At 67.6% G+C, this 25,489-nt stretch carries 24 protein-coding genes, 2 tRNA genes and 2 pseudogenes; 15 read left to right on the forward strand and 13 right to left on the reverse strand.

Annotated elements, in window-relative coordinates:
* Positions 1–504, reverse strand: coding sequence for a pantetheine-phosphate adenylyltransferase (gene coaD / locus ABIE51_RS15120; protein ID WP_115842401.1), 504 nt, complete (start codon positions 502–504; stop codon positions 1–3).
* Between the two features lie 7 nt (positions 505–511).
* Positions 512–1,201: a 16S rRNA (guanine(966)-N(2))-methyltransferase RsmD gene (gene rsmD / locus ABIE51_RS15125; protein ID WP_192631328.1), complete on the reverse strand. Its 690-nt coding sequence runs from the start codon at positions 1,199–1,201 to the stop codon at positions 512–514.
* A 421-nt stretch (positions 1,202–1,622) separates the two neighbouring features.
* On the opposite strand from rsmD, the pseudogene ftsY reads away from it, so the two are divergent.
* The 4 genes and pseudogenes from ftsY to ABIE51_RS15145 form a co-directional block, all read left to right on the forward strand.
* Positions 1,623–2,558, forward strand: a pseudogene (gene ftsY, locus ABIE51_RS15130) (signal recognition particle-docking protein FtsY); the annotation flags it as partial.
* A 17-nt stretch (positions 2,559–2,575) separates the two neighbouring features.
* Positions 2,576–3,838, forward strand: a complete 1,263-nt coding sequence (locus ABIE51_RS15135) for an AsmA family protein (RefSeq protein WP_192631330.1) — start codon at positions 2,576–2,578, stop codon at positions 3,836–3,838.
* The gene (gene mutY, locus ABIE51_RS15140) at positions 3,835–4,905 is read left to right on the forward strand and encodes an A/G-specific adenine glycosylase (RefSeq protein WP_192631331.1); all 1,071 of its coding nucleotides are present in this window, start codon (positions 3,835–3,837) and stop codon (positions 4,903–4,905) included. Before ABIE51_RS15135 ends, mutY begins: the two co-directional genes overlap by 4 nt.
* Position 4,906: 1 nt before the next feature.
* Positions 4,907–5,188, forward strand: a complete 282-nt coding sequence (locus ABIE51_RS15145) for an oxidative damage protection protein (protein ID WP_192631332.1) — start codon at positions 4,907–4,909, stop codon at positions 5,186–5,188.
* Here ABIE51_RS15145 and ABIE51_RS15150 read toward each other — a convergent pair.
* Positions 5,185–5,628, reverse strand: coding sequence for a DUF6491 family protein (locus ABIE51_RS15150; RefSeq protein ID WP_192631333.1), 444 nt, complete (start codon positions 5,626–5,628; stop codon positions 5,185–5,187). The genes ABIE51_RS15145 and ABIE51_RS15150 overlap by 4 nt on opposite strands.
* Positions 5,629–5,800: 172 nt before the next feature.
* Here ABIE51_RS15150 and ABIE51_RS15155 point away from each other — a divergent pair.
* The 7 genes and pseudogenes from ABIE51_RS15155 (at position 5,801) to dxs (ending at position 13,150) form a co-directional block, all read left to right on the forward strand.
* Positions 5,801–5,876: transfer RNA gene (locus ABIE51_RS15155), tRNA-Phe, on the forward strand.
* Between the two features lie 529 nt (positions 5,877–6,405).
* Positions 6,406–6,603, forward strand: coding sequence for a hypothetical protein (locus ABIE51_RS15160; RefSeq protein WP_192631334.1), 198 nt, complete (start codon positions 6,406–6,408; stop codon positions 6,601–6,603).
* Between the two features lie 154 nt (positions 6,604–6,757).
* A complete protein-coding gene (locus ABIE51_RS15165) occupies positions 6,758–7,231 on the forward strand; it encodes an LEA type 2 family protein (protein WP_192631731.1) in 474 nt (157 codons plus the stop codon).
* A 58-nt stretch (positions 7,232–7,289) separates the two neighbouring features.
* Positions 7,290–9,074 (forward strand): acyl-CoA dehydrogenase C-terminal domain-containing protein, encoded by a 1,785-nt coding sequence (locus ABIE51_RS15170; protein ID WP_192631335.1) that lies wholly within the window; start codon positions 7,290–7,292, stop codon positions 9,072–9,074.
* Positions 9,075–9,157: 83 nt separating this feature from the next.
* The gene (locus tag ABIE51_RS15175) at positions 9,158–9,820 is read left to right on the forward strand and encodes an HNH endonuclease (RefSeq protein WP_157030843.1); all 663 of its coding nucleotides are present in this window, start codon (positions 9,158–9,160) and stop codon (positions 9,818–9,820) included.
* Between the two features lie 172 nt (positions 9,821–9,992).
* Positions 9,993–11,111, forward strand: coding sequence for a hypothetical protein (locus tag ABIE51_RS15180; RefSeq protein ID WP_192631336.1), 1,119 nt, complete (start codon positions 9,993–9,995; stop codon positions 11,109–11,111).
* Positions 11,112–11,241: 130 nt separating this feature from the next.
* Positions 11,242–13,150: pseudogene (dxs, locus tag ABIE51_RS15185) on the forward strand (1-deoxy-D-xylulose-5-phosphate synthase).
* Positions 13,151–13,394: 244 nt separating this feature from the next.
* Here the strand turns inward: dxs and ABIE51_RS15190 are convergent.
* A complete protein-coding gene (locus ABIE51_RS15190; RefSeq protein ID WP_192631337.1) occupies positions 13,395–14,462 on the reverse strand; it encodes a TraB/GumN family protein in 1,068 nt (355 codons plus the stop codon).
* A gap of 99 nt (positions 14,463–14,561) precedes the next feature.
* Positions 14,562–15,035, reverse strand: a complete 474-nt coding sequence (locus ABIE51_RS15195) for a cupin domain-containing protein (RefSeq protein WP_192631338.1) — start codon at positions 15,033–15,035, stop codon at positions 14,562–14,564.
* Positions 15,036–15,107: 72 nt separating this feature from the next.
* On the opposite strand from ABIE51_RS15195, the gene ABIE51_RS15200 reads away from it, so the two are divergent.
* From ABIE51_RS15200 to ABIE51_RS15215, 4 genes are all read left to right on the forward strand, one after another.
* The gene (locus tag ABIE51_RS15200; RefSeq protein WP_192631339.1) at positions 15,108–17,135 is read left to right on the forward strand and encodes a PAS domain-containing sensor histidine kinase; all 2,028 of its coding nucleotides are present in this window, start codon (positions 15,108–15,110) and stop codon (positions 17,133–17,135) included.
* A gap of 164 nt (positions 17,136–17,299) precedes the next feature.
* On the forward strand, positions 17,300–17,485 hold the full coding sequence (locus ABIE51_RS15205) for a hypothetical protein (protein ID WP_192631340.1): 186 nt from the start codon (positions 17,300–17,302) through the stop codon (positions 17,483–17,485).
* 159 nt (positions 17,486–17,644) lie between these two features.
* Positions 17,645–18,184, forward strand: coding sequence for a DUF1801 domain-containing protein (locus ABIE51_RS15210; RefSeq protein WP_192631341.1), 540 nt, complete (start codon positions 17,645–17,647; stop codon positions 18,182–18,184).
* A gap of 33 nt (positions 18,185–18,217) precedes the next feature.
* Positions 18,218–18,655: a DUF1801 domain-containing protein gene (locus ABIE51_RS15215; protein ID WP_192631342.1), complete on the forward strand. Its 438-nt coding sequence runs from the start codon at positions 18,218–18,220 to the stop codon at positions 18,653–18,655.
* 74 nt (positions 18,656–18,729) lie between these two features.
* On the opposite strand, the gene ABIE51_RS15220 is transcribed toward ABIE51_RS15215, so the two are convergent.
* The 8 genes from ABIE51_RS15220 to rplT form a co-directional block, all read right to left on the reverse strand.
* Positions 18,730–19,935: a right-handed parallel beta-helix repeat-containing protein gene (locus ABIE51_RS15220; RefSeq protein WP_354504436.1), complete on the reverse strand. Its 1,206-nt coding sequence runs from the start codon at positions 19,933–19,935 to the stop codon at positions 18,730–18,732.
* A gap of 220 nt (positions 19,936–20,155) precedes the next feature.
* Entirely contained in the window at positions 20,156–20,422 is a 267-nt protein-coding gene (locus ABIE51_RS15225; RefSeq protein WP_192631344.1) for a hypothetical protein, read from the reverse strand.
* 248 nt (positions 20,423–20,670) lie between these two features.
* Positions 20,671–20,747: transfer RNA gene (locus tag ABIE51_RS15230), tRNA-Pro, on the reverse strand.
* Positions 20,748–20,831: 84 nt separating this feature from the next.
* On the reverse strand, positions 20,832–21,188 hold the full coding sequence (locus ABIE51_RS15235; RefSeq protein ID WP_115842430.1) for a MerR family transcriptional regulator: 357 nt from the start codon (positions 21,186–21,188) through the stop codon (positions 20,832–20,834).
* Positions 21,181–21,483, reverse strand: a complete 303-nt coding sequence (gene ihfA / locus ABIE51_RS15240; protein ID WP_115842431.1) for an integration host factor subunit alpha — start codon at positions 21,481–21,483, stop codon at positions 21,181–21,183. Before ihfA ends, ABIE51_RS15235 begins: the two co-directional genes overlap by 8 nt.
* Before the next feature lie 16 nt (positions 21,484–21,499).
* Positions 21,500–23,887, reverse strand: coding sequence for a phenylalanine--tRNA ligase subunit beta (gene pheT / locus ABIE51_RS15245; protein WP_192631345.1), 2,388 nt, complete (start codon positions 23,885–23,887; stop codon positions 21,500–21,502).
* 25 nt (positions 23,888–23,912) lie between these two features.
* Complete coding sequence (gene pheS, locus ABIE51_RS15250; protein WP_192631346.1) at positions 23,913–24,908, reverse strand: phenylalanine--tRNA ligase subunit alpha; 996 nt, start codon at positions 24,906–24,908, stop codon at positions 23,913–23,915.
* 211 nt (positions 24,909–25,119) lie between these two features.
* On the reverse strand, positions 25,120–25,479 hold the full coding sequence (rplT, locus tag ABIE51_RS15255; RefSeq protein ID WP_115842434.1) for a 50S ribosomal protein L20: 360 nt from the start codon (positions 25,477–25,479) through the stop codon (positions 25,120–25,122).
* Positions 25,480–25,489: the final 10 nt, after the last annotated feature.

A 25,489-nucleotide genomic window follows, 5' to 3' on the forward strand; every position in this document is an offset into this window, starting at 1 on the left:
TCAGCGTGGAGCGCGTTGCCACTGCGCCTGGAGCGCGGCGTCGACCGCCGGCGGCACGAAGCCGGAGACATCGCCGCCGAGGCGGGAGATCTCGCGCACAAGCGACGAGGAAATGAAGCCGTACTGTTCCGCGGGGGTGAGGAACAGCGTCTCCACGTCCGGGATGAGATGGCGGTTCATGCTGGCCAGCTGGAATTCGTATTCGAAGTCCGACACCGCGCGCAGCCCGCGCAGCAGGACGCCCGCGCCGACCTGCGCAACGAAATGCGCCAGCAGGCAGTCGAAGCCGCGGACTTCGACGTTGTCGTGGTGGGCGGTGGCCTTCTTCGCCAGTTCCACGCGCAGCGCCAACGGGAGCGCGGGGCCTTTCGCCGGGCTTTCGGCCACGCCGATGATCAGGCGTTCGAACAACGGGGCGGCGCGGTCGACCAGGTCGATGTGGCCGTTGGTGATCGGGTCGAAGGTGCCGGGGTAGACGGCGATTCGGTTTCGGGCCGCGGTCATTCGAAGGTCAGGCAAGGGCGCCGGAATCCGGGCTGGCCGGCGCGGCCGGCAGTGTAGCAGTGGCGGAACCGGGCGCGGGCGCGGCCGTTGCGGGGCCGCCGGGAGAGCGACGATAGAGCGCGTAGCGCACCTCGCGGGTGCGGCCTTCGCGATGCGGACGCCAGTCCGGCGGCAGGTCGAAGGCGGCCTCGTGCGGGGCTTCGACGTACAGCCAGCCGTCCGGCTTCACGACCCGCGCGATGCCGGGAAGCACCGCATCCCACAGCCCGGCCGCGAACGGCGGATCGACGAAGGCGAGGTGGAAGCCGCCCGCCGGCTGCGAGGTCAGCCACGTGAGTGCGTCGGATTGCGCGACCGTCGCGGCCTCGCCGCCGGGCAGGCGCGCGGCCGTCGCGCGCAACGCGGCGGCAAGCGTCGGATCGCGTTCGACGAGCACGGCGCTTGCGGCGCCACGCGACAGGGCTTCGAGCCCGAGCGCGCCGCTGCCGGCGAACAGGTCCAGCACGCGCGCACCGGGCAGCATCGGCATGAGCCAGTTGAACAAGGTTTCGCGCACGCGATCGGATGTCGGCCGCAGGCCCGCGACGTCCGGCACGCCCAGCCGGGTGCCGCGCCAACGCCCGCCAATGATGCGAACCTTGCCGGCATTGGCGGACGTGCTGGCCGCGCCGGGCGGGCGTCGGGGCGCTTTGTTCATCGGGGGCTCGCTGGGGCCGGTGCTAGCATGTGCGCATTCTCGCGCATTCCCCCACGCCGCCTCGATGTTCGACATTTTCCGTCGCAAGAAAGCCCAGTCCCCGACCGATGCGGCAAAGCCCGGTGGCGCGCAGGAACGCTACAGCGTCGAGGAACTGGCGGCGGCGTTCCCGTCGCGTCAGGCCGAAAGCGACACCGTCGAACGCGATGTCGTCGGACAGGTCGAACCGGCTCCAGTAACGCCGGCTCCCGCGGCGGTCGAAGCCGAAGCGCCTCGCACTATCGAGCCGGTGGCCGAGTCCGCCCGCCCCGCGGCCCCGGAACCCGTTCCCGCCGAAGTGATCGCCGCCGCGCTCGAGGTCGAGCCGGTCGCGGTCGTCGCCGAGGCCGACGTCGCCCCCATCGCGGTCGATCATCCCGTCGCCGAACCGGCCGCACCGGGCAAGACCGGCTGGCGCGATCGTCTGCGCGGTTCGGCCTTCGCGCGCAGCTTCAGCGGGCTGTTCTCGCGTCATCCGCGCCTGGACGACGATCTGCTCGACGAGATCGAAACCGCGCTGATCACCGCCGATGTCGGCGTGGGCGCGACCACGCAGCTGGTCGAATCGCTGCGCAAGCGCATGAAGGCGCGCGAGTTCGCCGACGCCGGCGCGCTGCTCGCCGCGCTGCGGAGCGACCTGGTCGCGATGCTCAAGCCGGTCGCGCAGCCGCTTCAGATCGACGTCGACGCCAAGCCTTTCGTCCTGCTGACCGTCGGCGTCAACGGCGTCGGCAAGACCACGACCATCGGCAAGCTCGCCAAGCGCTTCAAGGACGAGAACCGTCCTCTGATGCTCGCCGCCGGCGATACCTTCCGCGCCGCCGCCGTCGCGCAGTTGCAGGCGTGGGGCGATCGCAACGGCGTGCCCGTCGTCGCGCAGGGGCAGAACGCCGATGCGGCGTCCGTCGCGTTCGACGCATTGCAGGCCGCCAAGGCGCGCGGCACGCAGGTGCTGATCGCCGACACCGCCGGCCGCCTGCACACGCAGCAGGGCCTGATGGCCGAACTGGGCAAGATCAAGCGCGTGTTGCAGAAACTCGACACCGCCGCACCGCATGAGGTGTTGATGGTGATCGACGGCACGACCGGCCAGAACGCGCTGTCGCAGCTGCGCCAGTTCCATGCGGCCGTCGGCGTGACCGGCCTGGTGGTGACCAAGCTGGACGGCACGGCGAAGGGCGGCGTGGTGTTCGCGCTCGCGCGCGAGTTCGGCATCCCGATCCGTTTCGCCGGCATCGGCGAACGTCCGGAAGACCTGCGCGTGTTCGACGCCGAAGCCTTCGTCGACGCGCTGCTGCCCGAATCGCTCGGCGCCTGACGCGACGCCGGCACCGCATGGCCGCGCCGGAGCCCGAAACCCCACCGCGCCGGCGCCGCTTCGGGCTGCTGGCGCTGCTGGTCGCGCTGGCGATGCTGGCGCTCGCATTGCATTGGATATCCCAGCCCGAACGCGTGGCCCGGCTGATCCTCGCGCAGGTCGGCAACGCGCTCGGACTGGAAATCACGTCGAGTGGCGCCAGCGAGTATCGCCTGCGAGGCACGCCGATGTTGACGATCCGCGGTGTCGTCGCGCGCAAGCCGGGCGATGCCACGCCGCTTCTGCGCGCCGATCGCATCCGCCTGGAACTGCCGTGGTCGACGATCCGCGCACGCGGCGCCGACCTCACCGTGCGCCGCATCGAACTGGACGCGCCGCAACTCGACCTGCCCGCCTTGCAACGCTGGCTCGCGACGCGTCCGCCATCGAAGGAACCGCGCCTGCCGACGCTGACCGACGGCCTGCGCATCGTCCGTGGCAATGTCGCCGGCGATGGTTGGCGCGTGGAGCAGATCCACGTCGACGTGCCGTCGTTCCATCCCGATCGCGCGGTGCGTGCGCGCCTGCTCGGTCGCTTCGCCACCGGCGAACTGCGCGTGCCGTTCGACGTGCGCGCCGCGCTGACGCGCCCGGCGGCGCAAGCGGGACTTGGCGTGGTCGGCAACGTCAACGTGCTCTCGCCGCCGTGGACGATGCCGATGCGCACGCGGCTTTCCGGTCGACTGCACAACGGGGCCGACGGCATCGGCCTCGACGGCATGCGCGTGGGCGCGGATGCGACGTATCGAAATGGCGAGACCGATCTTGCATTCACCTACGGCCTCGCCGGCCCGCTGCGCGTGCGCGATGGAACGCTGCGCATCGCGCCGCTCGGTGCGGTCGTGTACGGCAGCGGTGCGGTGCCGAACCTGCAGGGCACAGGCGCGTTCGCGTTCGGCGATTCGCTGAACCTGCAGCTCGACGGCACGCTGTCGTCGTGGCCGCGCGCCTGGCCGGCGCTGCCGTCGCCGCTGGGCGAATCCACCTCGCCCCTGCCCTTCGCGCTCGACTATCGCGGGCGCGCGGATCTGTCTTCCCGCACCGCGCTGAAACTGCGGCGCGACACGACGGATTTCGACGGCGAATTCCGCCTGCCCGCGATCCTGAGCTGGATCGACACGTTCGATCGCGCGTCGCCGCTGCCACCATTGAAGGGACACCTGAGCACCCCGAAGCTCGAGATCGCCGGTGCCACGCTGGAAGGCGTGGAAGTCGAGTTCGGCGAAGACGCAACGCCATGACCGAACGAAATACCAAAGACTTCGCCGCCCGCCTGCTCGCCTGGTTCGACGTCAGCGGCCGCCACGACCTGCCCTGGCAGCATCCGCGCACACCGTACCGCGTGTGGTTGTCGGAGATCATGCTGCAGCAGACGCAGGTGAAAACCGCCGCACCGTATTTCCAGCGCTTCGTCGAGGCGTTGCCGACGCTGCGCGATCTCGCCGCGGCGCCGCTCGACGACGTGCTCGCGCTCTGGTCGGGTCTCGGCTACTACGCGCGTGCCCGCAACCTGCATGCGGCGGCGAAGCGTTGCGTCGAACTGCATGGCGGCGAGCTGCCGCGCGATGTGGATGCACTTACCGCGCTGCCCGGCGTGGGTCGCAGCACGGCAGCGGCGATCGCATCGCAGGCATGGAACGACCGGCACGCGATCCTCGATGGCAACGTCAAGCGTGTGATAAGTCGTTACCACGGCGTCGAGGGCTATCCCGGCCTTCCGGCAGTCGAGAAAAAGCTGTGGGCGCTGGTCGATGCGCACGTCGCCAGCCCGCAATTGCCGGACACGCGACTGGCCGACTACACGCAGGCGCAGATGGACCTGGGCGCAACGCTCTGCACGCGCAGCGACCCGGCTTGCGTGCTGTGTCCGCTGCAGGACGAATGCATCGCGCGTCGCGAAGGCCGCGTGGCCGAACTGCCGACGCCCAAGCCCGGCAAGACGCCGCCGCAGAAATACGCTTACGTCCTGTGGGCCGAAGACGCGCAGGGCCGCATCCTGATGCTGCGCCGCCCACCGAGCGGCATCTGGGCATCGTTGTGGACGCTGCCCCAGGCCGATGACGCGGATGCGGCGCGCCAGTGGTTCGACGAACACCTTTCCGGCGATTACGCCGGCGCGGAGGCGTTGTCGCCGATCGACCATGCTTTCAGCCACTACAAGCTGCAATTGCAGCCGCTGCGCGTGCGTGCCGAATCGCGTGCGCGCATCGGCGACAATGACGACCTGCGCTGGGTCGCGCGCGACGAACTGACTTCGCTCGGCATTCCGGCGCCGATCCGCAAACTGCTAACGAATCAAGGCACCTGACATGCCCCGTACCGTCTACTGCGAATACGAGAAGCGCGAAACCGAAGGCCTGGACTTCGTCCCATGGCCCGGCGAACTGGGCAAGCGCGTGTTCGCCCACATCGGCAAGGCCGCATGGGCGGCGTGGCTCGCGCACCAGACGATGCTCATCAACGAAAACCGCCTCTCGCCGATGAACCCGGAGCACCGCGCCTTCCTCGAAGGCGAGATGCAGAAGTTCCTCTTCGGCGGCGACGCGGCCAAGCCTGCCGGCTACGTGCCCGAAGGTTCGGGCGAAAGCTAGGTCGTCTTCTCGCGCTCGGCCGTCTGCGCCTGGCGCTTTTCCTGCTCGGCGGCCTTGAGCGCCTTGACGTCGATCGGGCGCATTTCCTTGATCCAGCACGGCATCTGGTTCATCCCCGGGCCGAGGACGATGACCTTGTCGAAGTTCGCGTACACGCGGCCGGACTGGTTGGTGACGGTAATGGCGTTGGCGAAGTCGAGATCCTGGCAGGTGCCCTTCAGTTCGATCAGGTAAGCCGTGCTCGGCTTCGTCCATACGGCGAGCGCGGAATCGCCCAGCGGTGTCCAGCCATCGAGCCGTCCGAAGTACTGGAAGTTCGCGACGGGCTGTCCCGCATTGGCGCGATAGAGCGCGAGGCGATCGGCGTCGCTGACGCGCGCATCGGCCGCGCACGCGCTGAAGGCCAGGGTGGAAAGAACCGCGAAAACAAGCGCTTTCATGGGATTTCCTTGCAGCCCGCACGGCTGCGGCATGGACTGTCGGCCCATCATGCACCCGCCGCAAGCACGCGCCAGACGCCCCGGCCCGACCCGTTCAGCGCATATCCGGCTTGCGCACTCCGCCGCCCGTCCGTATCATTCCGCTTCTCGCACGGCCTGCCCGTTGCGGAATGGCCGGGTAGCTCAGTTGGTAGAGCAGGGGATTGAAAATCCCCGTGTCGGGGGTTCGATTCCCTCCCCGGCCACCATTCGAATTCAAGACCCTGAGAAGGCAACTTCGCGGGGTTTTTGTTTTGATGCCCATCGATTTCGACTCATGCGCAACAACTTTCGTATGAGCGCAATCGACGCGAGAATTCTCAGTGCGTCCTCGGATGCAAAGCAGTGCGCGGGACGGATCTGGGCCATCGCGGCTTGCCTTTGCCGATATAGGCGTCCGCCGTCAGAAATGCATCCTCAGCGCAACTTTGGGCATGGCCGAATGCCGACCGCCCCATCACCCAACCATCTCTTCCAAAAGGGAAAAGGCGCTCGCCGCCGACTTGGCGCGCGGGGCGAAGGGTAGGAAAAGTCTTACCCCTAAAAGCGCGATTACCCGATGGCATCACGGCTGGTTCAGGCGCGATTCTGGCATCCGCCCCGGCAGCCCGGTCAATGCGCAAGCAAGGATGCTGCTCAGCAATGGAATCAGGCCGTCACCGTGAGCGGGTGAGCTTGCTGGGCCGGGGCGCTTCTTCTTTTCCGCACGACATCGGACGCGCGTCCAAGGGGCTCAGGGTGGGATCGACTTACGCCAGCGGTTCCTCGCGGGACTCGTATGCCAACGGCGCCGTCAACCCCAACGTGTCCGACTCGCATCGGGACTACCGTCGCAAGCGCGCGCGCCGCGCGGCCCTGCGGTACGTCGTGGTCTGGACCACGGTCGCCGCGCTGGCATTGATCGCCCAGGTCATCGCGCCTGCCGCCGCCACCTGACGGCACGTTTCGATTAGCCTGCGTTCGGTCGCCGAACGCCTTTTCACGCTCGACAACGCTAGCCGGCATTTCACCGTTGCCAGACGCTGGCAGCCCCTACCGTGCGCCGTAGTATGCTCGCCGTCCCATCATTCGGAGCGGCGGCATGAAGGCGATGCACTGGACACGTTGGACCGCACTGGCCTTGCTTGCGCTGTTGCTAGCCAGTTGTTCCAGTGGACCCGTCCGCCGCGTCTCCGAGCCGTCCGCGCGTATCCAGCAACTTACCGTCCGCGCCGACGGCAGCTGGTCGGCGGAACTGCGGATAGAGAATTTCAGCAGCATCCCGATGCGGTTCGAGAACGTCGACCTGGCCGTCGAGGTTGCCGATGCCGAAACCGGCCGGCTGCGCGCGCAGCCGAACCTGACGATCGGACCGGAGTCGGCCGACGTCATCACCGTCACCGTGATGCCCGACGCCGCCGGCAAGTTCGCCGCGGCCGACGCGCTGGCTTCCGGCCGCAGCCTGGCGTACTCGCTCAGCGGGCGCATCGACGCCACGCCGGACGAAGGCAAGCAGCGCAGCTTCGACCTCGATCGCAACGGCGTCCTGAGCCCCGCACCGGGCCTGCCCGGCGTCCTGCGCTGATCGCCCCGCCCTTCTTTCTTATCGACCGCCGCAGCGCGCGTCACGCACGGAATCCTTCATGAGCAGCTACAAAGCCCCCCTCGCCGACATGCGCTTCGCGCTGTTCGATGTCCTCGACGCCGAAGCGCAGTTCCAGCGCCTGGGTTTCACCGACGCCACGCGCGACGTGCTCGATGCCGTGCTCGACGAAGCCGGTCGCTTCACCGAGACGGTCCTCGCACCGCTCAATCCAGTGGGCGATCGCGAAGGCTGCAAGCTCGACGTGTCCACCGGTGCAGTGACCACGCCCAGCGGTTTCCGTCAGGCGTACGCACAATTCGTCGATGGCGGCTGGGCGGGCCTGACCTCGCCGGTGGAGTTCGGCGGACAGGGCCTGCCGCAACTGGTCGGCGTGCCGCTGAAGGAAATGATCGACGCGGCGAATCTCGCGTGGGGCAACTTCCCGTTGCTCTCGCACGGCGCGATCGAAGCGCTGCTGCATCACGGCGAGACCTGGCAGCAGGAAGCGTTCCTCAAGCCGCTGGTCGAAGGCCGCTGGACCGGCACGATGTGCCTGACCGAACCGCATTGCGGCAGCGACCTCGGCCTGCTGAAGACGCGCGCGGAGCCCAACGGCGACGGCAGCTATTCGATCACGGGCACGAAGATCTTCATCACCGCCGGCGAGCACGATTTCACCGACAACATCGTGCACCTGGTGCTGGCGCGCCTTCCCGATGCGCCGGCTGGCAGCAAGGGCATTTCGCTGTTCGTCGTGCCGCGTGAACGCGTGGCGCAGGATGGCTCGACCGGCGAGCGCAACGCCGTGCGCTGCGGCAGCCTCGAACACAAGATGGGCATCCACGGTTCGGCCACGTGCGTGATGAACTTCGATGGTGCGCAGGGCTATCTGGTGGGCGCGCCGCACAAGGGGCTCATGGGGATGTTCACCATGATGAATTCCGCGCGTCTTGGCGTCGGCCTGCAGGGCCTGGGTCTGTCGGAACGCGCGCTGCAGAACGCGCTGCGCTATTCGCGCGAACGCCTGCAGATGCGCGCGCTGTCCGGCGCGAAGTTCCCCGACAAGCCGGCCGATCCGATCATCGTGCATCCCGACGTGCGCCGCATGCTGCTGACCTGCAAGGCGCTGATCGAAGGCGGCCGCCTGATGGGTTACGACGCGGCGATGCAGGGCGACATCGCGGCGAATTCGAGTGACGCCGCCGAACGCGAACTGGCCGATGCACAGGCGGGTTTCCTCACGCCGATCGTCAAGGCCTGCCTCACCGAGTGGGGCGTGGAATGCACGTACAACGCGCTGCAGTGCTTCGGTGGCCACGGCTACATCGCCGAGCACGGCATGGAGCAGCTCGCGCGCGATGCCCGCATCACCACATTGTACGAAGGCACCACCGGTATCCAGGCGCTTGACCTGCTGGGCCGCAAGATCCTCGCGATGAAGGGCGCGGGTTTGAAGGCGTTCCTCGCCCGCGTGCACGCGTTCTGCGAAGAGAATGCGGGCAACGAATCGCTGGCCGAGTTCGTGGGCCCGCTGCGCGAAACCGCCACGCGCTGGCAGCAGCTGACGATGCAGATCGGCCAGCGCGCGGCCGGCAACGCCGACGAAATCGGCGCGGCGTCGTTCGATTACCTGATGTACTCCGGCTACGCGGTGCTCGCCTATTGGTGGGCGCGCAGCGTGGCGACGGCCGATGCGTCGACGCACCCGCAGGCCTTCAAGGACGACAAGCGCGCGACGGCACGCTTCTATTTCGCACGCATCCTGCCGCGCACGCTGACGCATTCGGCGGCGATCGAAAGCGGCGTGGCCGGGCTGCCGGAGCTGGCCGTCGAGGCGGTTTGAGCCAAATGCGACCTGCGCGATAACAAACCGCGCAGGTCGCATGTACACAAAACGTAAACAATGGCGTATAAGCTGGTTTCCCAATGGAGACCGATAGAGCGAATCTGCGCCTGGTCCGAACTGGAACCGATCTGGATCCGGTGTCCGCTCCCTTCGTGCCTCGCGGCGCGATAGACCGACTGAATTCGGTCCGATTGCTTTCGCTGGATGCGCACGGCCGCGTCCTCGACTGGATGAGCTGGCAGGACGCGACCTGTCTTTATGTACGCGGTGCGGTCGCCTGGACGCTGGGCGATCCCTGCCTGCAGGTGCACGGCGGCATCAGCCGCTTCACCGGCGAGCAGAGCGTGATCGAACTGCATCCGATCGTCGCCGCGCGCAGCCACGCGCGCGCCCACGCACTCGATCCCACGCCCGCGCTGACCAACGCCGCGTTGTTCGCCCGCGACGGCTACCTGTGCATGTACTGCGGCCACGACTTCAGCCGCCCGCACCTCACGCGCGATCACGTCATTCCCGTTTCCAAGGGCGGGCGCGATCTCTGGGAAAACGTGGTCGCCGCCTGCTTCCACTGCAATTCGCGAAAGGGCAACCGCACGCCGCAGCAGGCGGGCATGCCGCTGCTCGCCGTGCCGTACCGGCCGAGTTGGGTCGAGCACCTGATCCTGTCCAACCGCAACATCCTCGCCGACCAGATGGCCTTCCTCCGGAGCCATCTCCCGAAGAACGCGCGCATGCAGGCATGAATCCGCGAAGACGGGATCCAGCGCGTGATGGCGTTGGCGTTTTGACGGGGTCGCGCTTCCGGCAACGGGGCGGCTGACATAAAACGTTCAGATGCGACGCTCTGCGCGCGTTGACGACCGTCAGGGCGTCCACGACACTCGCCATCCATTGCAAATTCACGACGGATTCACGATGCGCCTGACCCTCGGCCTGACCGGCATGGACCCGAACACGGAGTCCGCCCTGCAGGCGGCCATACAGGCGGCCAACAGCCGCATGGGCAATGCGTGGAGCCTCGTGCCCGACGCCGACGCCGAATACGTCATCGTCGACATGGACAGCATGTACGGCCCGATGAGCTGGCTGCGACTGCACGCCGCCGGCAAGAGCGTGGTCGCGCTGACCGCCGCGCAGCGCACTCAGGCCGATTTCCGCCTGGGCCAGCCGTTCGACGCGAACACCGTCGCCAACCTGCTCCGAGAGATCGCCACGCAGGCCGGCGTGACGATCGAAGCACCCGCCGCGCCGGAACCGAAGCCGGCTCCGGCCCCCGTTGCGCCTGCGCCTGTCGCGCCCACGCCCACGCCGGTGGCTGCGACGCCCGCGCCGGCACCGGAACCTGCGCCCGTCCCGACTCCGGCACCCGCGCCGGTCGCAGCCGCACGCGTCGTCGAAAAGCCCGTCGCCGAAGCGCCTGTCGAAACGCCCGCCGCTGCCGAGCCGGTCGCCGCACGTCCGGCGTCGTCGATCGTCGAAGGTTCGCTGCTGGACTGGATCGCCAACGACCGCCTGAAGGGCCGCGTGCGCCTCCGCAGTGCGACCGATGGCCTGCTGATCGATGTGGATCAGCGCGTCTACCACGGGCCGGCGGCGCTCAAGCCGTTGGCCCCGCATTTCGAAGGCAAGCTGGATTCGAGCGAATTCGTGCCCGTCGACGCGGCGACCTGGGCCAGCGAAAGCGCGCGGCTTGGCGCTGCGATGCCGCTGTCGCGATTGGTGTGGTTCGGCAACCTGCTCGCCGGAAAGGGGTCGCTGGCGTCGGAACACGATCCGGCACGCCGCTACCTGATGGTGAAGTGGCCGCAGACCGAGCGCGAATATCCCAAGCACTTCCGCATCGCCACGGTGATGATGAAGGGCCCGTCGCTGGTGTCGGAAATCGCCGAAGCCAGCGGCGTCACGCAGGCTGAAGTGGCCGATTTCATCAACGCCAATCTCGCCACCGGTTTCGCCGAGGTCGAGCGCGAACCCGAGCCGGTCGATCCGGGCAAGGCCGGCAGCGGCCTGTTCGGACGCCTGCGCGGTCGCTGATTCCAGCGCGCTTCGCCGGGGTCGTTCGCGCCGGCGACTGAACAGGGCGTCGTGAAGCGATCGGGGTCGATCCTTGCCCGCCCCGGACGACGGCGGGACAATGGAGAACTTGTCGCCTGACCCCGTCGTGATGATCGACCCGCAACGTTATCCGCGCCTGTCCCGAATCCAGGTCCCCGCCGACCTGCGCCAGTTCCCCGAAGAGGAACTGTCCGCGATCGCCGACGAACTGCGCGCTTACCTGATCGAACAGGTCGCCCTCGTCGGCGGCCACTTCGGCGCGGGCCTGGGCGTGATCGAATTGACCGTCGCGCTGCACTGGCTGTACGAGACGCCGGTGGACCGCCTGGTGTGGGACGTCGGCCACCAGACGTACCCGCACAAGATTCTGACCGGCCGCCGCGACATCATCCACACCGTCAAGCAGGCCGACGGCGTCGCGCCGTTCCCCAAGCGCGAGGAAAGCGAATACGACACCTTCGGCGTCGGCCATTCGTCCACGTCGATCTCGGCCGCGCTCGGCATGGCGATCGCGCTGCAGCAGCTGGGCGACGACCGCAAGGTCGTGGCGGTGATCGGCGACGGTGCGATGACCGCCGGCATGGCGTTCGAGGCGCTGAACCACGGCGGCGGCATGGATCCGGAGCCGAACCTGCTGGTGATCCTCAACGACAACCAGATGTCGATCTCCGAGAACGTCGGCGGCCTCACGCAGATGCTCGGGCGCCTCACCGGCAGCCGCACGCTCAACGCGATCCGCGAAGGCGGCAAGCGCCTGCTCGGCGACAAGAACAAGCCGGCGGCGAAGTTCGTCAAGCGCTGGGAAGAACACTGGAAGGGCATGTTCGTGCCGTCCACGCTGTTCGAGGAAATGGGCTTCCACTACACCGGCCCGATCGACGGCCACGACCTGCCCGCCCTGCTCTCCGCGCTGAAGACGCTCAAGGGCCTGAAGGGCCCGCAGCTGCTCCACATCATCACGACCAAGGGCAAGGGCTACGAACTCGCCGAGGGCGACCAGATCGGCTACCACGCCGTCGGTCCGTTCGATCCCGAGAAGGGCCTGATCAGCAAGCCGGGCGCGAAGAAGCCGACGTACACCGACGTCTTCGGCGACTGGCTGTGCGACATGGCCGCGGCCGAACCGCGCCTGCAGGGCATCACGCCGGCGATGCGCGAAGGCTCCGGCCTGGTGCGTTTCAGCCGCGAATACCCGCAGCGCTATTTCGACGTCGCCATCGCCGAGCAGCACGCGGTGACGCTCGCCGCCGGCATGGCGTGCGAAGGCGCGAAACCGGTGGTCGCCATCTATTCCACGTTCCTGCAGCGCGGCTACGACCAGCTCGTGCACGACGTGGCGATCCAGAACCTCGACGTGCTGTTCGCGATCGACCGCGGCGGCGTGGTCGGGCCCGGACGGCGCGACGCACGGCGGCAACCTGGATCTGAGCTACCTGCGCTGCGTGCCGAACATGGTGGTGATGGCGCCGGCCGACGAGAACGAATGCCGGCAGATGCTGAGTACCGGCTACCACTACGAAGGTCCGGCGGCCGTGCGTTATCCGCGCGGCACCGGCCCCGGCGTCGCCGTGCTGCCCACGCTGGACACGCTGCCGATCGGTCGCGCGGAAGTGCGTCGCGACGGCTCCAAGCTGGCGCTGCTGGCGTTCGGTGCGGTCACCGCCGCGGCAGAGGCAGTCGGTGCCGAGCTGGGCCTTACCGTGGTGAACATGCGCTTCGTGAAGCCGCTGGACCGCGCGCTCGTGCTCGAACTCGCGCGTTCGCACGCCGGCTTCGTGACGATCGAGGACAACGTCGTCGCGGGCGGTGCGGGTTCCGGCGTGGCGGAACTGCTGGCCGCCGAAGGCATCACGCTGCCGATCCTGCATCTGGGCCTGCCGGACGCCTTCCAGCACCATGCCAGCCGCGAACAACTGCTGGCCGAAGCGGGCCTCGACGTCGCGGGAATTCGCGCGTCGGTGCTGAAGCGCTGGCCGGAGCTGGGTCGACCGAATGTGGCGGTGAGCGCGGCGGGCTGAGGGCCCGCCTTTTCGAAGATACCCGGGTGCGCTTGGGTTGCCGTGGCTACAACAGCCGCGCGAAGTCCTGGCGTAAGACCTTCCGTTTTCGAGCCCCTCTCCCGCCTGCGGGAGAGGGGTTGGGGTGAGGGCGTACGACGCCGCGGCGCTTCGCTTACCTTGGCCCTCATCCGCCTGCCGGCACCTTCTCCCGCAAGCGGGAGAAGGGTCGTTTACGGCAGCGCGCGCCGGGAATTGCCGCACTTTAGGGCGTCTGCGTTGCTGCCGCCGGAACGTCCTGCGCCCCGGGCGGCTGCGGTTCCTCCACCGCGTAGCCCTTCGCCTTCAATCGCGCCACGAAGCCGTCCGGCCGCAGCACCTCGCGCATCGGCAGCACGGCGAAGGTGTTCGTGTTCTTCGCCAGCGCCGCTTCGGCCGCGCCCAGCCAGCGCGTGGCGACCTGCGCCTCGATGTCGCTCGTGCGCTTGCGCAGCACGTCCGATTGCGCGGCGGCGCGCAGGCAGGCCTCGTTCTGGTCGGTATAGGGCAACGCCTTGAGCGATGCCAGGTCGCCGACCGCCCACGCGTTGGCGCGCTCGCGCATCGTGCCCAGGTCCGATTCCAGCCGCTGCAGCGTCTTGGCGAAGCAGTCGAGGTCTTCCAGCCGCGCGCTGCGCAGTTCCTTCAGCGCGACCTTGGGGTCTTCGATCATCACCTTCACCGTCGTTTCGGTGCGCGGCACCTTGTGGCGCTTCGCGATCTTCTCGACGACCGGCCACACCACCCCGCCCTGCTTCAGCCCGACGTCCTCGATGGCCTCCTGGTACAGCTCCATCGCGGCGAGGATCGGACGATACGTTTCCACGCCGCGGTCGCTTCCCATGTACTTGCCCTTGAGCACCAGCCATCGCGCGTACATGTCCGGCGGCACGACGTCCTGCAGCGTCTGCCCATCGGGATTCTTGCGTGCTCCGAACGCCTTCGGCGCGAGCGCGAGCTTCCCGAAGAACCCCAGGTCGGCGTCGATGTGCACGCCGGGCGGTTCGATCAGTTCCTGAGAGTTCGACAGCACCAGCTCGACCTCGCGCGATTCCCACTCCATGCGGCGCGGCAGCGGCGACACGGTGCCGAGCACCCATAGCGTGTGGTCGCCCTTGCGCACCTTCCACAAGCCGGGACCCGGCTGGATGCCGCTGACCACGAGCGGAGCGAGATCGCGGATTGGCGGCAATGTGTCGTCGGATGACGAAGGCGCGGTTTGCGCTGAGGCGATGCCGACGGCGGCCACCGACACAAGCATTCCCAAAAGCCAGCTGACGTTTCTACGACGCATCTGAATTCCTTGTCCGAATGGCGCGACGGGACGCGCCTGGCTGAACGACGTGGTGCGCTTGCCTGGCTTGGGACCTTCAGGCGCGTGCGCGAGTTCCGCTCAGTCCGGTGACCACGCGCCGGCACGGCGCAGCGCGTCGGCGATCCCGCTGGCCGGATCGAGCATCGCGAAGCCCTCCCACACGAACCCCGGCGCCACCGTGCAGGCGACCAGCGTGTACGCCGCCAAGGGCCGCGCCGCCTGCCAGCGCCCCGCGCGCACGACGTGCATCGCCGGGCCGCCACGCGCGGCGCTGTCCAGCCGCACGGTCACCAGCTCGCCGGTCGCGACGTCGAACTCCTGTAGCTCCATCGGCCCGCCGTCCTGCCAGTGCCAGGTTTCGTCGGCATCGATGCGGTGCCAGCGGCTCGCTTCGCCATGCGCGAGCAGGAACTGGATCGCCGTCAGCGCCGGGCGCAGGTGGCCGCCGTGCTCGACGGAGATCGACGAGGCGTACACGCGCCGGTAGTGCCCGCCCTCGGGATGCGGCGAGAGTTGCAGTTCGTCGATCAGGCGCGCGGCGGTCGGATCCATCGGGCCATCCTAGCCGTGCCACGCCTCTGCACACAGGTAGTGGATACTTGGCGCCAGCCCAGGGAGCACCTCGTGTCCATCCAGTTCGATCGCCTCTTCCAGCACTCGCCGAACGCGTACATGGTGCTGGACCGGCAGATGCGCTTCGTCGAGGCGAACCACGCCTACGAACTGCTGACGGGGCTGTCGCGCGTGCAGCTGCTCGGGCGCGCGCTGTTCGACGTCTTTCCGGGCGCCACCAACGACGATGGCAGCCCGCAGGCCGACGTGTTGCGCGCCTCGCTCGAACGCGCGTTCGCCACCGGCGAGCGCGACGTGCTCGCGCTGATTCCGTATGCGATCGAATCCGACACGCCCGAAGGCCGCATCGTCGATGTCCGCTACTGGAGCGCGACGCACACGCCATTGCGCGACGACGACGGCAATGTCGTGGCGGTGATGCAGCACACCACCGACGTCACCGAAGTGCATCGCCTGCGCGAGGAAGTACGCCGCGCGCGCGAAGCCACCGGGCTTACCGCCGAGCAGATGTCCGAAGGCGTGCTCTCGCGCGCGGCGGCGGTGCAGCGCGACAACGCGCGGCTGTCGGCGCGGCAGGCCTTCCTCACCGACTTGTTCGAACAGGCGCCGGGCTTCATGGCCGTGCTGCGCGGACCTGACAACGTATTCGACCTGGCCAACGAAGCGTACGAACGATTGATCGGCCGCCGCGATTTCATCGGCGTTCCGCTGCGCGAAGTGTTGCCGGAGCTGAGGGAGCAGGGCTTCTTCGAACTGCTCGACCAGGTGCGCGAAACCGGAAACCCCTTCGTCGGCCGCGGCATGCCGGTGATCCTGCGGGACACCGGCGGGGAGGAGCGCACGCTCTTCGTCGACTTCATCTACCAGCCGGTGCGCGATTCGCACGGCCGCATCGAAGGCATCTTCGTGCAGGGCGCCGACGTTACCGGTCGCGAGGCCGCGTTGTCGGCCCTGCGCGAGAGCGAGGGGCGTTTCCGCACCATCGCCAACCTCGTCCCGCAGATGGTCTGGTCGGCGCGTGGCAATGGCGAGATCGATTACTGCAACCAGCGCTGGTACGACTTCACCGGCTTGCCTGAAGGCGCCACGCGCGGTCACGAGTGGGACGAACCGCTGCACCCGGACGATCGCGATCGCGCCTGGGCGTTGTGGCGTCGCAGCCTTGCCACCGGTGAGCCGTACGACATCGAATACCGCATGCGCTTCCACACCGGCGAATACCGCTGGGTGCTCGGCCGTGCGTTGCCGATGCGCGACGCGTCGGGTTTGATCGTGCGGTGGATGGGCACCTGCACGGACATCCAGGACCAGAAGCGCGTGCAGGAAATGCTCGAGCGCAGCCAGGATGCGCTGCGTTCGGCGGATCGCCAGAAGGACCACTTCCTGGCGATGCTCGCGCACGAGCTGCGCAATCCGCTCGCGCCCATCGCCACGGCCGCGCAGTTGCTGAAGATGGCGCCCGACAGCGTGCAGAACGTGCTGCAGGCCAGCGAGATCATCGATCGCCAGGCCATCCACATGGGCAACCTGGTGGAGGACCTGATGGACGTCTCGCGCGTGACGCGCGGGCTCACCTCGCTCAAGCGTCGTCGGGTGCGGCTGTCGGAGATCGTCGATGCGGCGATCGAACAGACGATGCCGCTGATGACGCGTCGCGGCCACCGCTTCAGCCTCGCCGACCGCACCCACGGCGTGGAGCTGTGGGCCGACCGTTCGCGCCTGACGCAGATCCTCTCGAACCTGCTGAACAACGCCGCCAAGTACACGCCGCCCAACGGCACGGTCGCGCTGGAGATCGAACGCCAGGCCAGCGATGTGCTGCTGCGCGTTCGCGACAACGGCGTCGGCATCGAACCCGAACTGCTGTCGCGGGTGTTCGAGCTGTTCGCGCAGGCCGAGTCCACGCCGGAGCGGCACGAAGGCGGCCTGGGCATCGGACTGGCGCTGGCACGCAGCCTCACGCGCCTGCACGGCGGCACCCTCACCGCCTACAGCGCGGGCGCGGGCGAAGGCTCGACGTTCGAACTGCGACTGCCGGGCGAGGTTCCGCCGGGGCTGGATGACGAGGCGCTGGAGTAAGGCGTCCTCCGATCCCGCACACGCGCACATGCCATCGCGTGTCGTCGAACGATCCCAACCTGTCTGAGCCTCCGGCGTGATCGGCATGCATGGGGCGCCGACTTCACTGCCTCCTCACCGTGCATCGCGGAGATTGCGCCCCTTGACCGCTTGAGGGGCAGGAGATGGAGAAGTCGGCAGAACGAAATGCGTTGTGGCAGGAACGCCTCGCCGTCGGTTTCGACGTCGTGAACCGCGAAGGCATCCTGCAGGGCTACGCCTGCAACGCCCCGTTCGTCATTGGAGCTTTCGCCGACGAGCCGGCTCGGGAAAGCGCCTTCGCTGGGAGAGAGGCGCTGGCGCTTTCCTGAGCGGCGTGTTTCGGCCACGCGCCCTGATGGCGTAGCCCGATCGATCCGGCAGCCGCCTTTCACGGGCGGCCCATTTCCAGCCAGTGCTATCCTCCGCCGCGACCCCGCAGGGGCGACGCGAAACCCCCGTCGTCCCGATGATCGACAGGACGCGCCGTGATGCCCGGTACGACGACGACCCCAAGGAAGGCGGCAGGCGCGGCAAAGCAGCCCGCCTCCAAGAAGGTCGCCCGCACGACGACCGCGAAGAAGACCTCGCCGACGAAAACGGCCAAAGCCGTCGCGAAGAAGACAGCGCCGACGCTGCTTTCAGGCGGCAATCCCCAGATCCCCAAAGGCTACGGCGACGCGCCGGTGCAGGCGTACATCGACGCCATGCCCGGCTGGAAACGCGACGTGTGGCGTCGCCTCGACACACTCATCGAGAAGACCATTCCCGGCGTGCGCAAGGCCGTGAAGTGGAACTCGCCGCTTTACGGTGCGCCCGGCGATGAAGGCTGGTTCCTCGGCGTGCACTGCTACACGCGCTACATCAAGGTGTCGTTCTTCCGCGGCGCATCGCTCAAGCCGATGCCGCCGGGCGAGTCGAAGATGGCGCACGTGCGTTACCTCGACATCCACGAAGACGAGCCCGTCGACGAAGCGCGCTTCGCGACGTGGCTGAAGCAGGCCAGCAAGCTCCCCGGCGAGAAGATGTAACGCCGCCCCTCACGCAAGACCAGGCGATCGACCATGAAGAAGTCCAACGGAAACGGCAGCACGGATGCGGGCACCGAAGACGCCTCGCATCTGATCGACGAACGCATCGCGCAACTGGGCGACTGGCGCGGCAAGACGCTGGCGCGCGTGCGAAAGCTGATCCACCAGGCCGACCCGGACGTCGTCGAGGAAGTGAAATGGCGCGGCGTGCCGGTGTGGTCGCACGGCGGGATCATCTGCACCGGCGAGAGTTACAGGCAACACGTCAAGCTGACCTTCGCGAAGGGCGCGTCGCTCGATGACCCGGCGGGGCTGTTCAATTCGAGCCTGGACGGCAACACGCGGCGTGCGATCGACCTGCATGAAGGCGACGAGATCGACGAAGCCGCGTTGAAGGCACTCATCCGCTCGGCCGTCGCACTGAACACGACGAAGAAGGCGCGCAAGAAGACGACGCCCCCGTCGAAATAAGCCGCCAGAAAAAATCCGCCGCTGTCTGCACAGCGGCGGATCAAGTTCGAGCGTTGTGACTCGACGAGGATCGCTTACATCGCGTACTGGTTCGTTGTGACGCGGATGTTGGTCGATGCGGTGGCCTTCTGCACGTGCGGATCGTTGCCCTTCGGCATCGCGCCGGCGAGGATGCCCGTCATCGTGACCAGCGGCTTGTCGACGGTGCTGACGCCGAAGATCTTCGTGTAGTTGTTGCGGAACACGTTGCTGCTGGCCTGGTAGTTGTCGGTGGTCGAACTGAACATGAGGCCGCACAGCGTGTTGCGCAGGAAGCGGTTCTGCGCGATGTAGCCGGCCGCCGCGCCCACCGTGAGCAGGCCGTAGCCGCCGTTGTATTCCATCGTGCACGACTTCACGGTGACGTTGGTGACGCGCTTGTACACCAGGATGCCGTTGCCCTTGTTGTTGCGGATCAGGCAGTTCTGGATGTGCACGGTATCGGTCGTGCGCAGGTCGTTGATGTCCGGCTCGATGTCGATGCCGCACTGCGGCTCGATGCCGTTGGAGTTGCTGAACTCGCTGTCGTACACCTTCACGTTGCGCGAGCAGCCGATCGTCAGGCCCTGGCGACGGTTGTTGGTCGACACGATGTTGTGGATCGCCACGTCGTTGCACGGAATGACCGCGCCGGACGCCTGCGCGGCGCCACCGATCGAGATGCCGTCGCCCCAGCCGTTGGAGATGTGGATATCGCGCACCGTCACGCGGTTGGAACCGCGCAGCATGATGCCGTGACCCCACTCGCCCGTTGTGCCCAGGTGCGCATCGCGGTCGCCGATGATGCGGCCGCCCGAGATCTCGACGTCGTTGACCTGCATCGCCATTAGCACGTAGGCGCGCTCGGCGGCGTTCGGCTTGGCCTTGAGGATCGCGTTCGGATCCAGCTGCAGGTGCATGCTGCTGCGCAGGCGCACGTTGACGGTCGGATCGATCAGATAGGTGCCGGCCGGCACCTGCACCGTGCCACCGGTCGACGGCAGCGCGTTGATCGCCGCCTGGAACGACGCGGTGTCGTCACGCACGCCGTCGCCGACGGCGCCGTAGTTCTTCACGCTCAGTACGGCGGTGCCGCGGGCGCGGGTCGGCGGGGTCCACGTCAGGGCGGTCGTCGAGCCTGCGGCGAGCACCTTGCCGATGCCTGTGAAGCCGAGGATGGGCGGCACCGAAAGGAGAAGGGTCTTCTGGAAGAATTGGCGGCGCGGCATGGCGGCCGCATTGAAAGCACGGTGATCGTTCACGTTCGTTTCCGGGAGTGATTACTGAACAGCACGGAGACGAAGCGAAGAACCGAATGCATTCACACTGCCTTCGCTTGGTCATCACGTCACGATCATGTTCGTGACTGGAATGCACCTTAGCGTCACGCGATCGTGACAGTGCTGAACAAGCGAAGCGACTTTGCGTATTTGTGGTTCAGCTCAAGAAAATGCGGCCGAATGGTTCAGCACGGTGAATTCTTCAGGTTTCTGACTGGGATTTTCGCTGTGTGATCTGATCGAGCGATTCGCGCGACGTGCACTCGTTGCGCGAAATTTCGGGATTCGACGCGCGTGAAAGCAGGCATTTCGGCGCGTCGCGAAGCGAGCTCAGCCGGATGGTGTGAAGAGACGACACTGACGGTGCGACAGGCTGAGACGCTGCCGCGCGACGAGCGCGGCGCTTGGCATCGTGCAGTGCGGAGGCGATGCGCGCGTGTTGCTCACGCCGATCCTTCGGCAGCGTCATCACCGTGCGCGCAGTCTCGCCAACGCGCCATGCGCGTGAAGGCCGGGAAGCGAACACGCTATTGGGAGACGTCCGTCTCTGAGCGGCGTTCGGCCAACAGACGCGCGATCAAGGGCAGCGACGCACAGGAGCGCCAAGCGCCGCAACGTGGCGGCGATCTTCGCTTCGATCGTGATTGGGTTCTTCCCTTCCCGCCGGTGCGGCGTGCGGCGCGGATTCGCGCGTGGAAGAACACAAGATTCGCAAGATGGTCGGGACGGCCGGATTCGAACCGACGACCCTCTGCCCCCCAGGCAGATGCGCTACCAGGCTGCGCTACGCCCCGACGTATTGCGTGTGCCGCCCTTGCGAGCGGGCGGCAAGTATAACGGTGGAACCTCGCCGCGGCCACCGCGGCGGCGGCCGGAACTCAGCGCCGCAGCAGCTGCAGGACTTCTTCCAGCTCCATCCGCACCTGGCGGATGATCTGCGAACTCAGCGCGGACTCGTCCTTCGCAGTTTCGCCTTCCAGGCGCAGGCGCGCGCCACCGATGGTGTAGCCCTGCTCGTACAGCAGGCCGCGGATCTGGCGCACCATCAGCACCTCGTGGCGCTGGTAGTAGCGACGGTTGCCGCGGCGCTTGACCGGATTGAGCATCGGGAACTCGGTTTCCCAATAGCGCAGCACGTGCGGCTTGACGTCGCACAGCTCGCTCACCTCACCGATGGTGAAGTAGCGCTTGGCCGGGATCGGCGGGAGTTCGCGATTGCTGCCGGGGTCAAGCATGCTCAGCTCCGGAATAGGCTTCCACGCGTTCCTTCAGTTTCTGGCCCGGGCGGAAGGTCACCACAGTACGGGCGGAGATCGGAATCTCCTCGCCGGTCTTCGGGTTGCGGCCCGGGCGCTGGTTCTTGCGCCGCAGGTCGAAGTTGCCGAAACCGGAAAGCTTCACCTGGCGACCGTGCTCCAGCGCCTCGCGCAGCGCGTCGAAGAACGCGTCCACGAATTCCTTCGCCTCTCGCTTGTTCAGCCCGACTTCGTCGAACAGGCGTTCGGCCATCTCGGCCTTGGTCAATGCCATCGTTGCTTCCTCAACCTCAGCCGCGGATCGTTGCCCCGTACTCCCGCTGCAGCGCGCCGGTCACCGAAGCCACTGCGGTATCGACGTCACGGTCAGTCAGGGTGCGCGATTCATCCTGCAGAATCAAGCCCATAGCAAGACTTTTGAAACCCGGTTCAACGCCCTTGCCCTGGTAGCGATCGAACAGCACCAGATCGCGCAGGAACGGGCCCGCGGCTGCCTTCACGGCCCGCTCGATCGCCGCCCATTCGACGGATTCCGGGACGACGAACGCGAGGTCCCGGCGGACGGACGGATACTTCGACAGCGCAGCGGCGCGCGGCACCGCGCGGCTGAACAGGGGCGCGAGGTCGAGCTCGAACGCGACCACCTCGACATCCAGCTCCAGCGCGCGCTGCAGGCGCGGATGCAGCTGGCCGATCCAGCCCAGGTGCACGCCGTCGCGGTACACGTCGGCGGATCGACCCGGGTGCGCCCACGCGGGCTGCGAGGCGCGGTATTCGAGCGTCGCGCCCGCCAGTGCGGCGAGGCTGTCCAGATCGCCCTTGAGGTCGTGGAAACCGATGGGGCGCGCGGCGATCCCCCACTGCTCCGCATGCACGTCGCCACACGCGGCGGCGGCGATGCGGCCGGTTTCGATCGGTGCCTCGCCCGGGTTGTCGCGGAATACGTTGCCCAGTTCGAACAGACGCACGCGCGGCTGCTGGCGCGCGGCGTTGCGCGCGAGCGCAGCAACCAGACCCGGCAGCAGCGCGGTGCGCATCACGCCGAGCTCGCCGCTGAGCGGATTGGCCAGCGGCACGCTGCCGTCGGTGAGGCTCCACTTCGACAGCAGGTCGGCGTCGACGAACGCGTAGTTCACCGCTTCCAGGAAGTCGCGCGAGGCCAGGTGACGACGCGCGGTCGATTCGTCGACGCGCGTTTCGCTCGGCGCGACCAGGCGCGCGGCACCGGCCGGCAGCGTGGTCGGGATCGCGTCGTAACCGTGGATGCGCGCGATTTCCTCGATCAAGTCTTCCTCGATCTCCAGATCGAAGCGGCGGCTCGGTGGCACGACGCGCCAGCCATCGGCCAGCGATTCGACCTGCAGGCCCAGCGCACGCAGGATGCGCTCGACTTCCGCGTCGGCAACGGACAGGCCCAGCACGCGCGCCAGTCGCGCACGGCGCAGCACGATCGGCTGCGGCGCGCGCAGGTGCTCGGCCAGCGTGACGTCGACCGTCGGGCCCGGCACGCCGCCGGCGATCTCGAGGATCAGCTTCGTCGCGTATTCCACCGCGATGCGCGGCAGTTCCGGATCGACGCCGCGTTCGAAACGATGACCGGCGTCGGTGTGCAGGCCGAGCTTGCGGCTGCGGCCGATGATCGCCGAGGGAATCCAGTGCGCCGCTTCGAGGAACACGTTGCGCGTGGCGTCGGTCACGCGCGTGTCGAAGCCGCCCATGATGCCGCCTAGTGCGACCGCACGCGCGGCCTTGCCGCCACGGCTGTCGGACACCACGAGGAAATCGTCGTCGAGTTCGACGGTGCGGCCGTCGAGCAGCTTGAGCGCTTCGCCGGCGCGCGCCGGGCGCACGACGACGTCGCCTTCCAGCGTGTCCTTGTCGAAGGCGTGCATCGGCTGGCCGAGTTCGAGCATCACGTACTGCGTGACGTCCACGAGGAAGCTGATCGGGCGCACGCCGCTGCGGCGCAGGCGTTCGGCCATCCACGCCGGCGTGGAGACGGTGGCGTCGACGCCGTCGATCACGCGACCGGCGAAACGCGGCACACGCGGGCCGGCGTCGAGTTCGACACGCATCGCCGCATCGCTGCCCGCCGCAACGGGCGCGGCGTCGAGCGGCTTCACCTCGCCACCGTGCGCGGCGGCGACATCGAACGCGATGCCGCGCACGCTGAAGCAGTCGGCGCGGTTGGGCGTCAGCTTGATCTCGATGCTGGCATCCGGCAGGCCGAGGTACTGCGCGAGCGGCGTGCCGACCGGCGCGTCGTCGGGCAGTTCGAGCAGTCCGGACGCATCGGGATCCACGCCCAGTTCCTTCGCCGAACACAGCATGCCGAAGGATTCCACGCCGCGCAGTTTCGCGGCCTTGATCGCGATGCCGCCGGGCAACGTCGCGCCGACCGTCGCCAGCGGCGCGACCAGACCCGCGCGCGCGTTCGGCGCGCCGCAGACGATCTGCACGGTGCCGTTGCCGGTGTCGACTTCGCACACCTGCAGGCGGTCGGCTTCGGGATGACGCGTCGCGCTGAGGATGCGCGCCACGACCACGCCGTCGAGCGAGTCGCCCAGCGGCGTGACCTCCTCGACTTCCAGGCCGATCGCGGTCAGCGTCGCGGCGAGTTCATCGCGCGTGGCGGTGGTCGGAACGTGGTGGCGGAGCCAGTTTTCGGAGAATTTCATTCGTGTCTATCCGGGACGCGACAGGTCAGGCGAACTGCTTCAGGAAACGCACGTCGTTGTCGAAGAAGCTGCGCAGGTCGTCGACGCCGTAACGCAGCATCGCGAAGCGCTCCACGCCCAGGCCGAAGGCGTAGCCGGTGTACTTCTCCGGATCGATGCCGACGTTGCGCAGCACGTTCGGATGCACCATGCCGCAGCCGAGCACTTCCAGCCAGCGCGTGGAGCCGTCGGGCTGCTGCCAGGCGATGTCCACTTCGGCCGACGGTTCGGTGAAGGGGAAATAGCTCGGGCGGAAGCGCATTTCGAAGTCGCGCTCGAAGAACGCGCGCACGAATTCGGCCAGCGTGCCCTTCAGGTCGGCGAAGCTCGCGTGCTCGTCGACCAGCAGGCCTTCGCACTGGTGGAACATCGGCGTGTGCGTCTGGTCGCTGTCGCTGCGGTACACCTTGCCCAGCGCGATCATGCGCAGCGGCGGCTGGTGTTCCTGCATGTAGCGCACCTGCACGCCGGAGGTGTGCGTGCGAAGCAGGCGACCGTCGCCGAAGTAGAACGTGTCGTGCATCGCACGCGCCGGATGATGCGGCGGGAAGTTCAGCGCTTCGAAGTTGTGCCAGTCGTCCTCGATCTCCGGACCGTTGCTGAGCTCGAAGCCCAGGCGGCCGAAGATGTCGGCGATGCGCTCCATCGTGCGGCTGACCGGATGCAGGCCGCCGCGCGCGGCATCGATGCCGGGCAGCGTGACGTCGACACTTTCCGAGGACAGGCGCGCATCGAGCGCGGCATCGTCGAGCACGGTGCGGCGTTCGCCAAGTGCAGCGGTGAGTTCATCACGCGCCTTGTTGATCGCCTCGCCGGCGGTCTTGCGCTGGTCGGGGGGCAACGCGCCGAGCTGCTTGAGCTGCGCGGTGACGCTGCCGTTCTTGCCCAGCAGGGAGACGCGCAGGGCTTCGATCGCGTCCGGCGTTTCCGCCGCGGCGATATCGGCCAGCGCCTGCTGCGTCAGTGATTCGATTCCGGTCATGTGCTGCCGAACCTTTTCGATCGTTGTGTTGCGTTGAAGCCCGTCGTTCACCGCCATCAGCCGCGCGCGGCCCTGGCGGGACCGGCGCGCGATTCGTGATACGGGCGCCCAAAACGAAACATGGGGAAGGACTTGCGCCCTTCCCCATGCGTGTATTGCGTTGTGCATCCGCCCGACGCCGACCCTGGGTCGACGTGGTGGTGCGAGCAACTTACGCCGCGAGCGCGCTCTTCGCCTTCTCTGCCAGCGCCGCAAAACCCTGCGCGTCGTGCACGGCGATGTCCGCCAGCACCTTGCGGTCGAGGGTGATGCCGGCCTTCATCAGGCCGTTGATGAAGCGGCTGTAGCTCAGGCCGTTGATGCGGGCCGCCGCATTGATGCGGGTGATCCACAGCGAACGGAAATTGCGCTTCTTCTGCTTGCGACCGATGTAGGCGTACTGCAGGGCCTTCGTGACCGCCTGCTTGGCGACGCGGAAAACCTTGCGACGGGCGTGGTAGTAGCCCTTGGCCTGCTTCAGGATCTTCTTGTGACGGCGGCGCGCCTGCACGCCACGCTTAACTCGTGCCATTGTTCAGCCC

The sequence above is a fragment of the Lysobacter sp. OAE881 genome, assembly GCF_040546665.1.
Taxonomy (GTDB): Bacteria; Pseudomonadota; Gammaproteobacteria; order Xanthomonadales; family Xanthomonadaceae; genus Lysobacter_J; species Lysobacter_J soli.

Coding starts and splice junctions, on each gene's coding strand:
- coaD (WP_115842401.1), bottom strand. CDS start 504: ATGACCGCGGCCCGAAACCGAATCGCCGTCTACCCCGGCACCTTCGAC.
- rsmD (WP_192631328.1), bottom strand. CDS start 1,201: ATGAACAAAGCGCCCCGACGCCCGCCCGGCGCGGCCAGCACGTCCGCC.
- ABIE51_RS15135 (WP_192631330.1), top strand. CDS start 2,576: ATGGCCGCGCCGGAGCCCGAAACCCCACCGCGCCGGCGCCGCTTCGGG.
- mutY (WP_192631331.1), top strand. CDS start 3,835: ATGACCGAACGAAATACCAAAGACTTCGCCGCCCGCCTGCTCGCCTGG.
- ABIE51_RS15145 (WP_192631332.1), top strand. CDS start 4,907: ATGCCCCGTACCGTCTACTGCGAATACGAGAAGCGCGAAACCGAAGGC.
- ABIE51_RS15150 (WP_192631333.1), bottom strand. CDS start 5,628: ATGAAAGCGCTTGTTTTCGCGGTTCTTTCCACCCTGGCCTTCAGCGCG.
- ABIE51_RS15165 (WP_192631731.1), top strand. CDS start 6,758: ATGCACTGGACACGTTGGACCGCACTGGCCTTGCTTGCGCTGTTGCTA.
- ABIE51_RS15170 (WP_192631335.1), top strand. CDS start 7,290: ATGAGCAGCTACAAAGCCCCCCTCGCCGACATGCGCTTCGCGCTGTTC.
- ABIE51_RS15175 (WP_157030843.1), top strand. CDS start 9,158: ATGGAGACCGATAGAGCGAATCTGCGCCTGGTCCGAACTGGAACCGAT.
- ABIE51_RS15180 (WP_192631336.1), top strand. CDS start 9,993: ATGCGCCTGACCCTCGGCCTGACCGGCATGGACCCGAACACGGAGTCC.
- ABIE51_RS15190 (WP_192631337.1), bottom strand. CDS start 14,462: ATGCGTCGTAGAAACGTCAGCTGGCTTTTGGGAATGCTTGTGTCGGTG.
- ABIE51_RS15195 (WP_192631338.1), bottom strand. CDS start 15,035: ATGGATCCGACCGCCGCGCGCCTGATCGACGAACTGCAACTCTCGCCG.
- ABIE51_RS15205 (WP_192631340.1), top strand. CDS start 17,300: ATGGAGAAGTCGGCAGAACGAAATGCGTTGTGGCAGGAACGCCTCGCC.
- ABIE51_RS15210 (WP_192631341.1), top strand. CDS start 17,645: ATGCCCGGTACGACGACGACCCCAAGGAAGGCGGCAGGCGCGGCAAAG.
- ABIE51_RS15215 (WP_192631342.1), top strand. CDS start 18,218: ATGAAGAAGTCCAACGGAAACGGCAGCACGGATGCGGGCACCGAAGAC.
- ABIE51_RS15225 (WP_192631344.1), bottom strand. CDS start 20,422: ATGACGCTGCCGAAGGATCGGCGTGAGCAACACGCGCGCATCGCCTCC.
- ABIE51_RS15235 (WP_115842430.1), bottom strand. CDS start 21,188: ATGCTTGACCCCGGCAGCAATCGCGAACTCCCGCCGATCCCGGCCAAG.
- ihfA (WP_115842431.1), bottom strand. CDS start 21,483: ATGGCATTGACCAAGGCCGAGATGGCCGAACGCCTGTTCGACGAAGTC.
- pheT (WP_192631345.1), bottom strand. CDS start 23,887: ATGAAATTCTCCGAAAACTGGCTCCGCCACCACGTTCCGACCACCGCC.
- pheS (WP_192631346.1), bottom strand. CDS start 24,908: ATGACCGGAATCGAATCACTGACGCAGCAGGCGCTGGCCGATATCGCC.
- rplT (WP_115842434.1), bottom strand. CDS start 25,479: ATGGCACGAGTTAAGCGTGGCGTGCAGGCGCGCCGCCGTCACAAGAAG.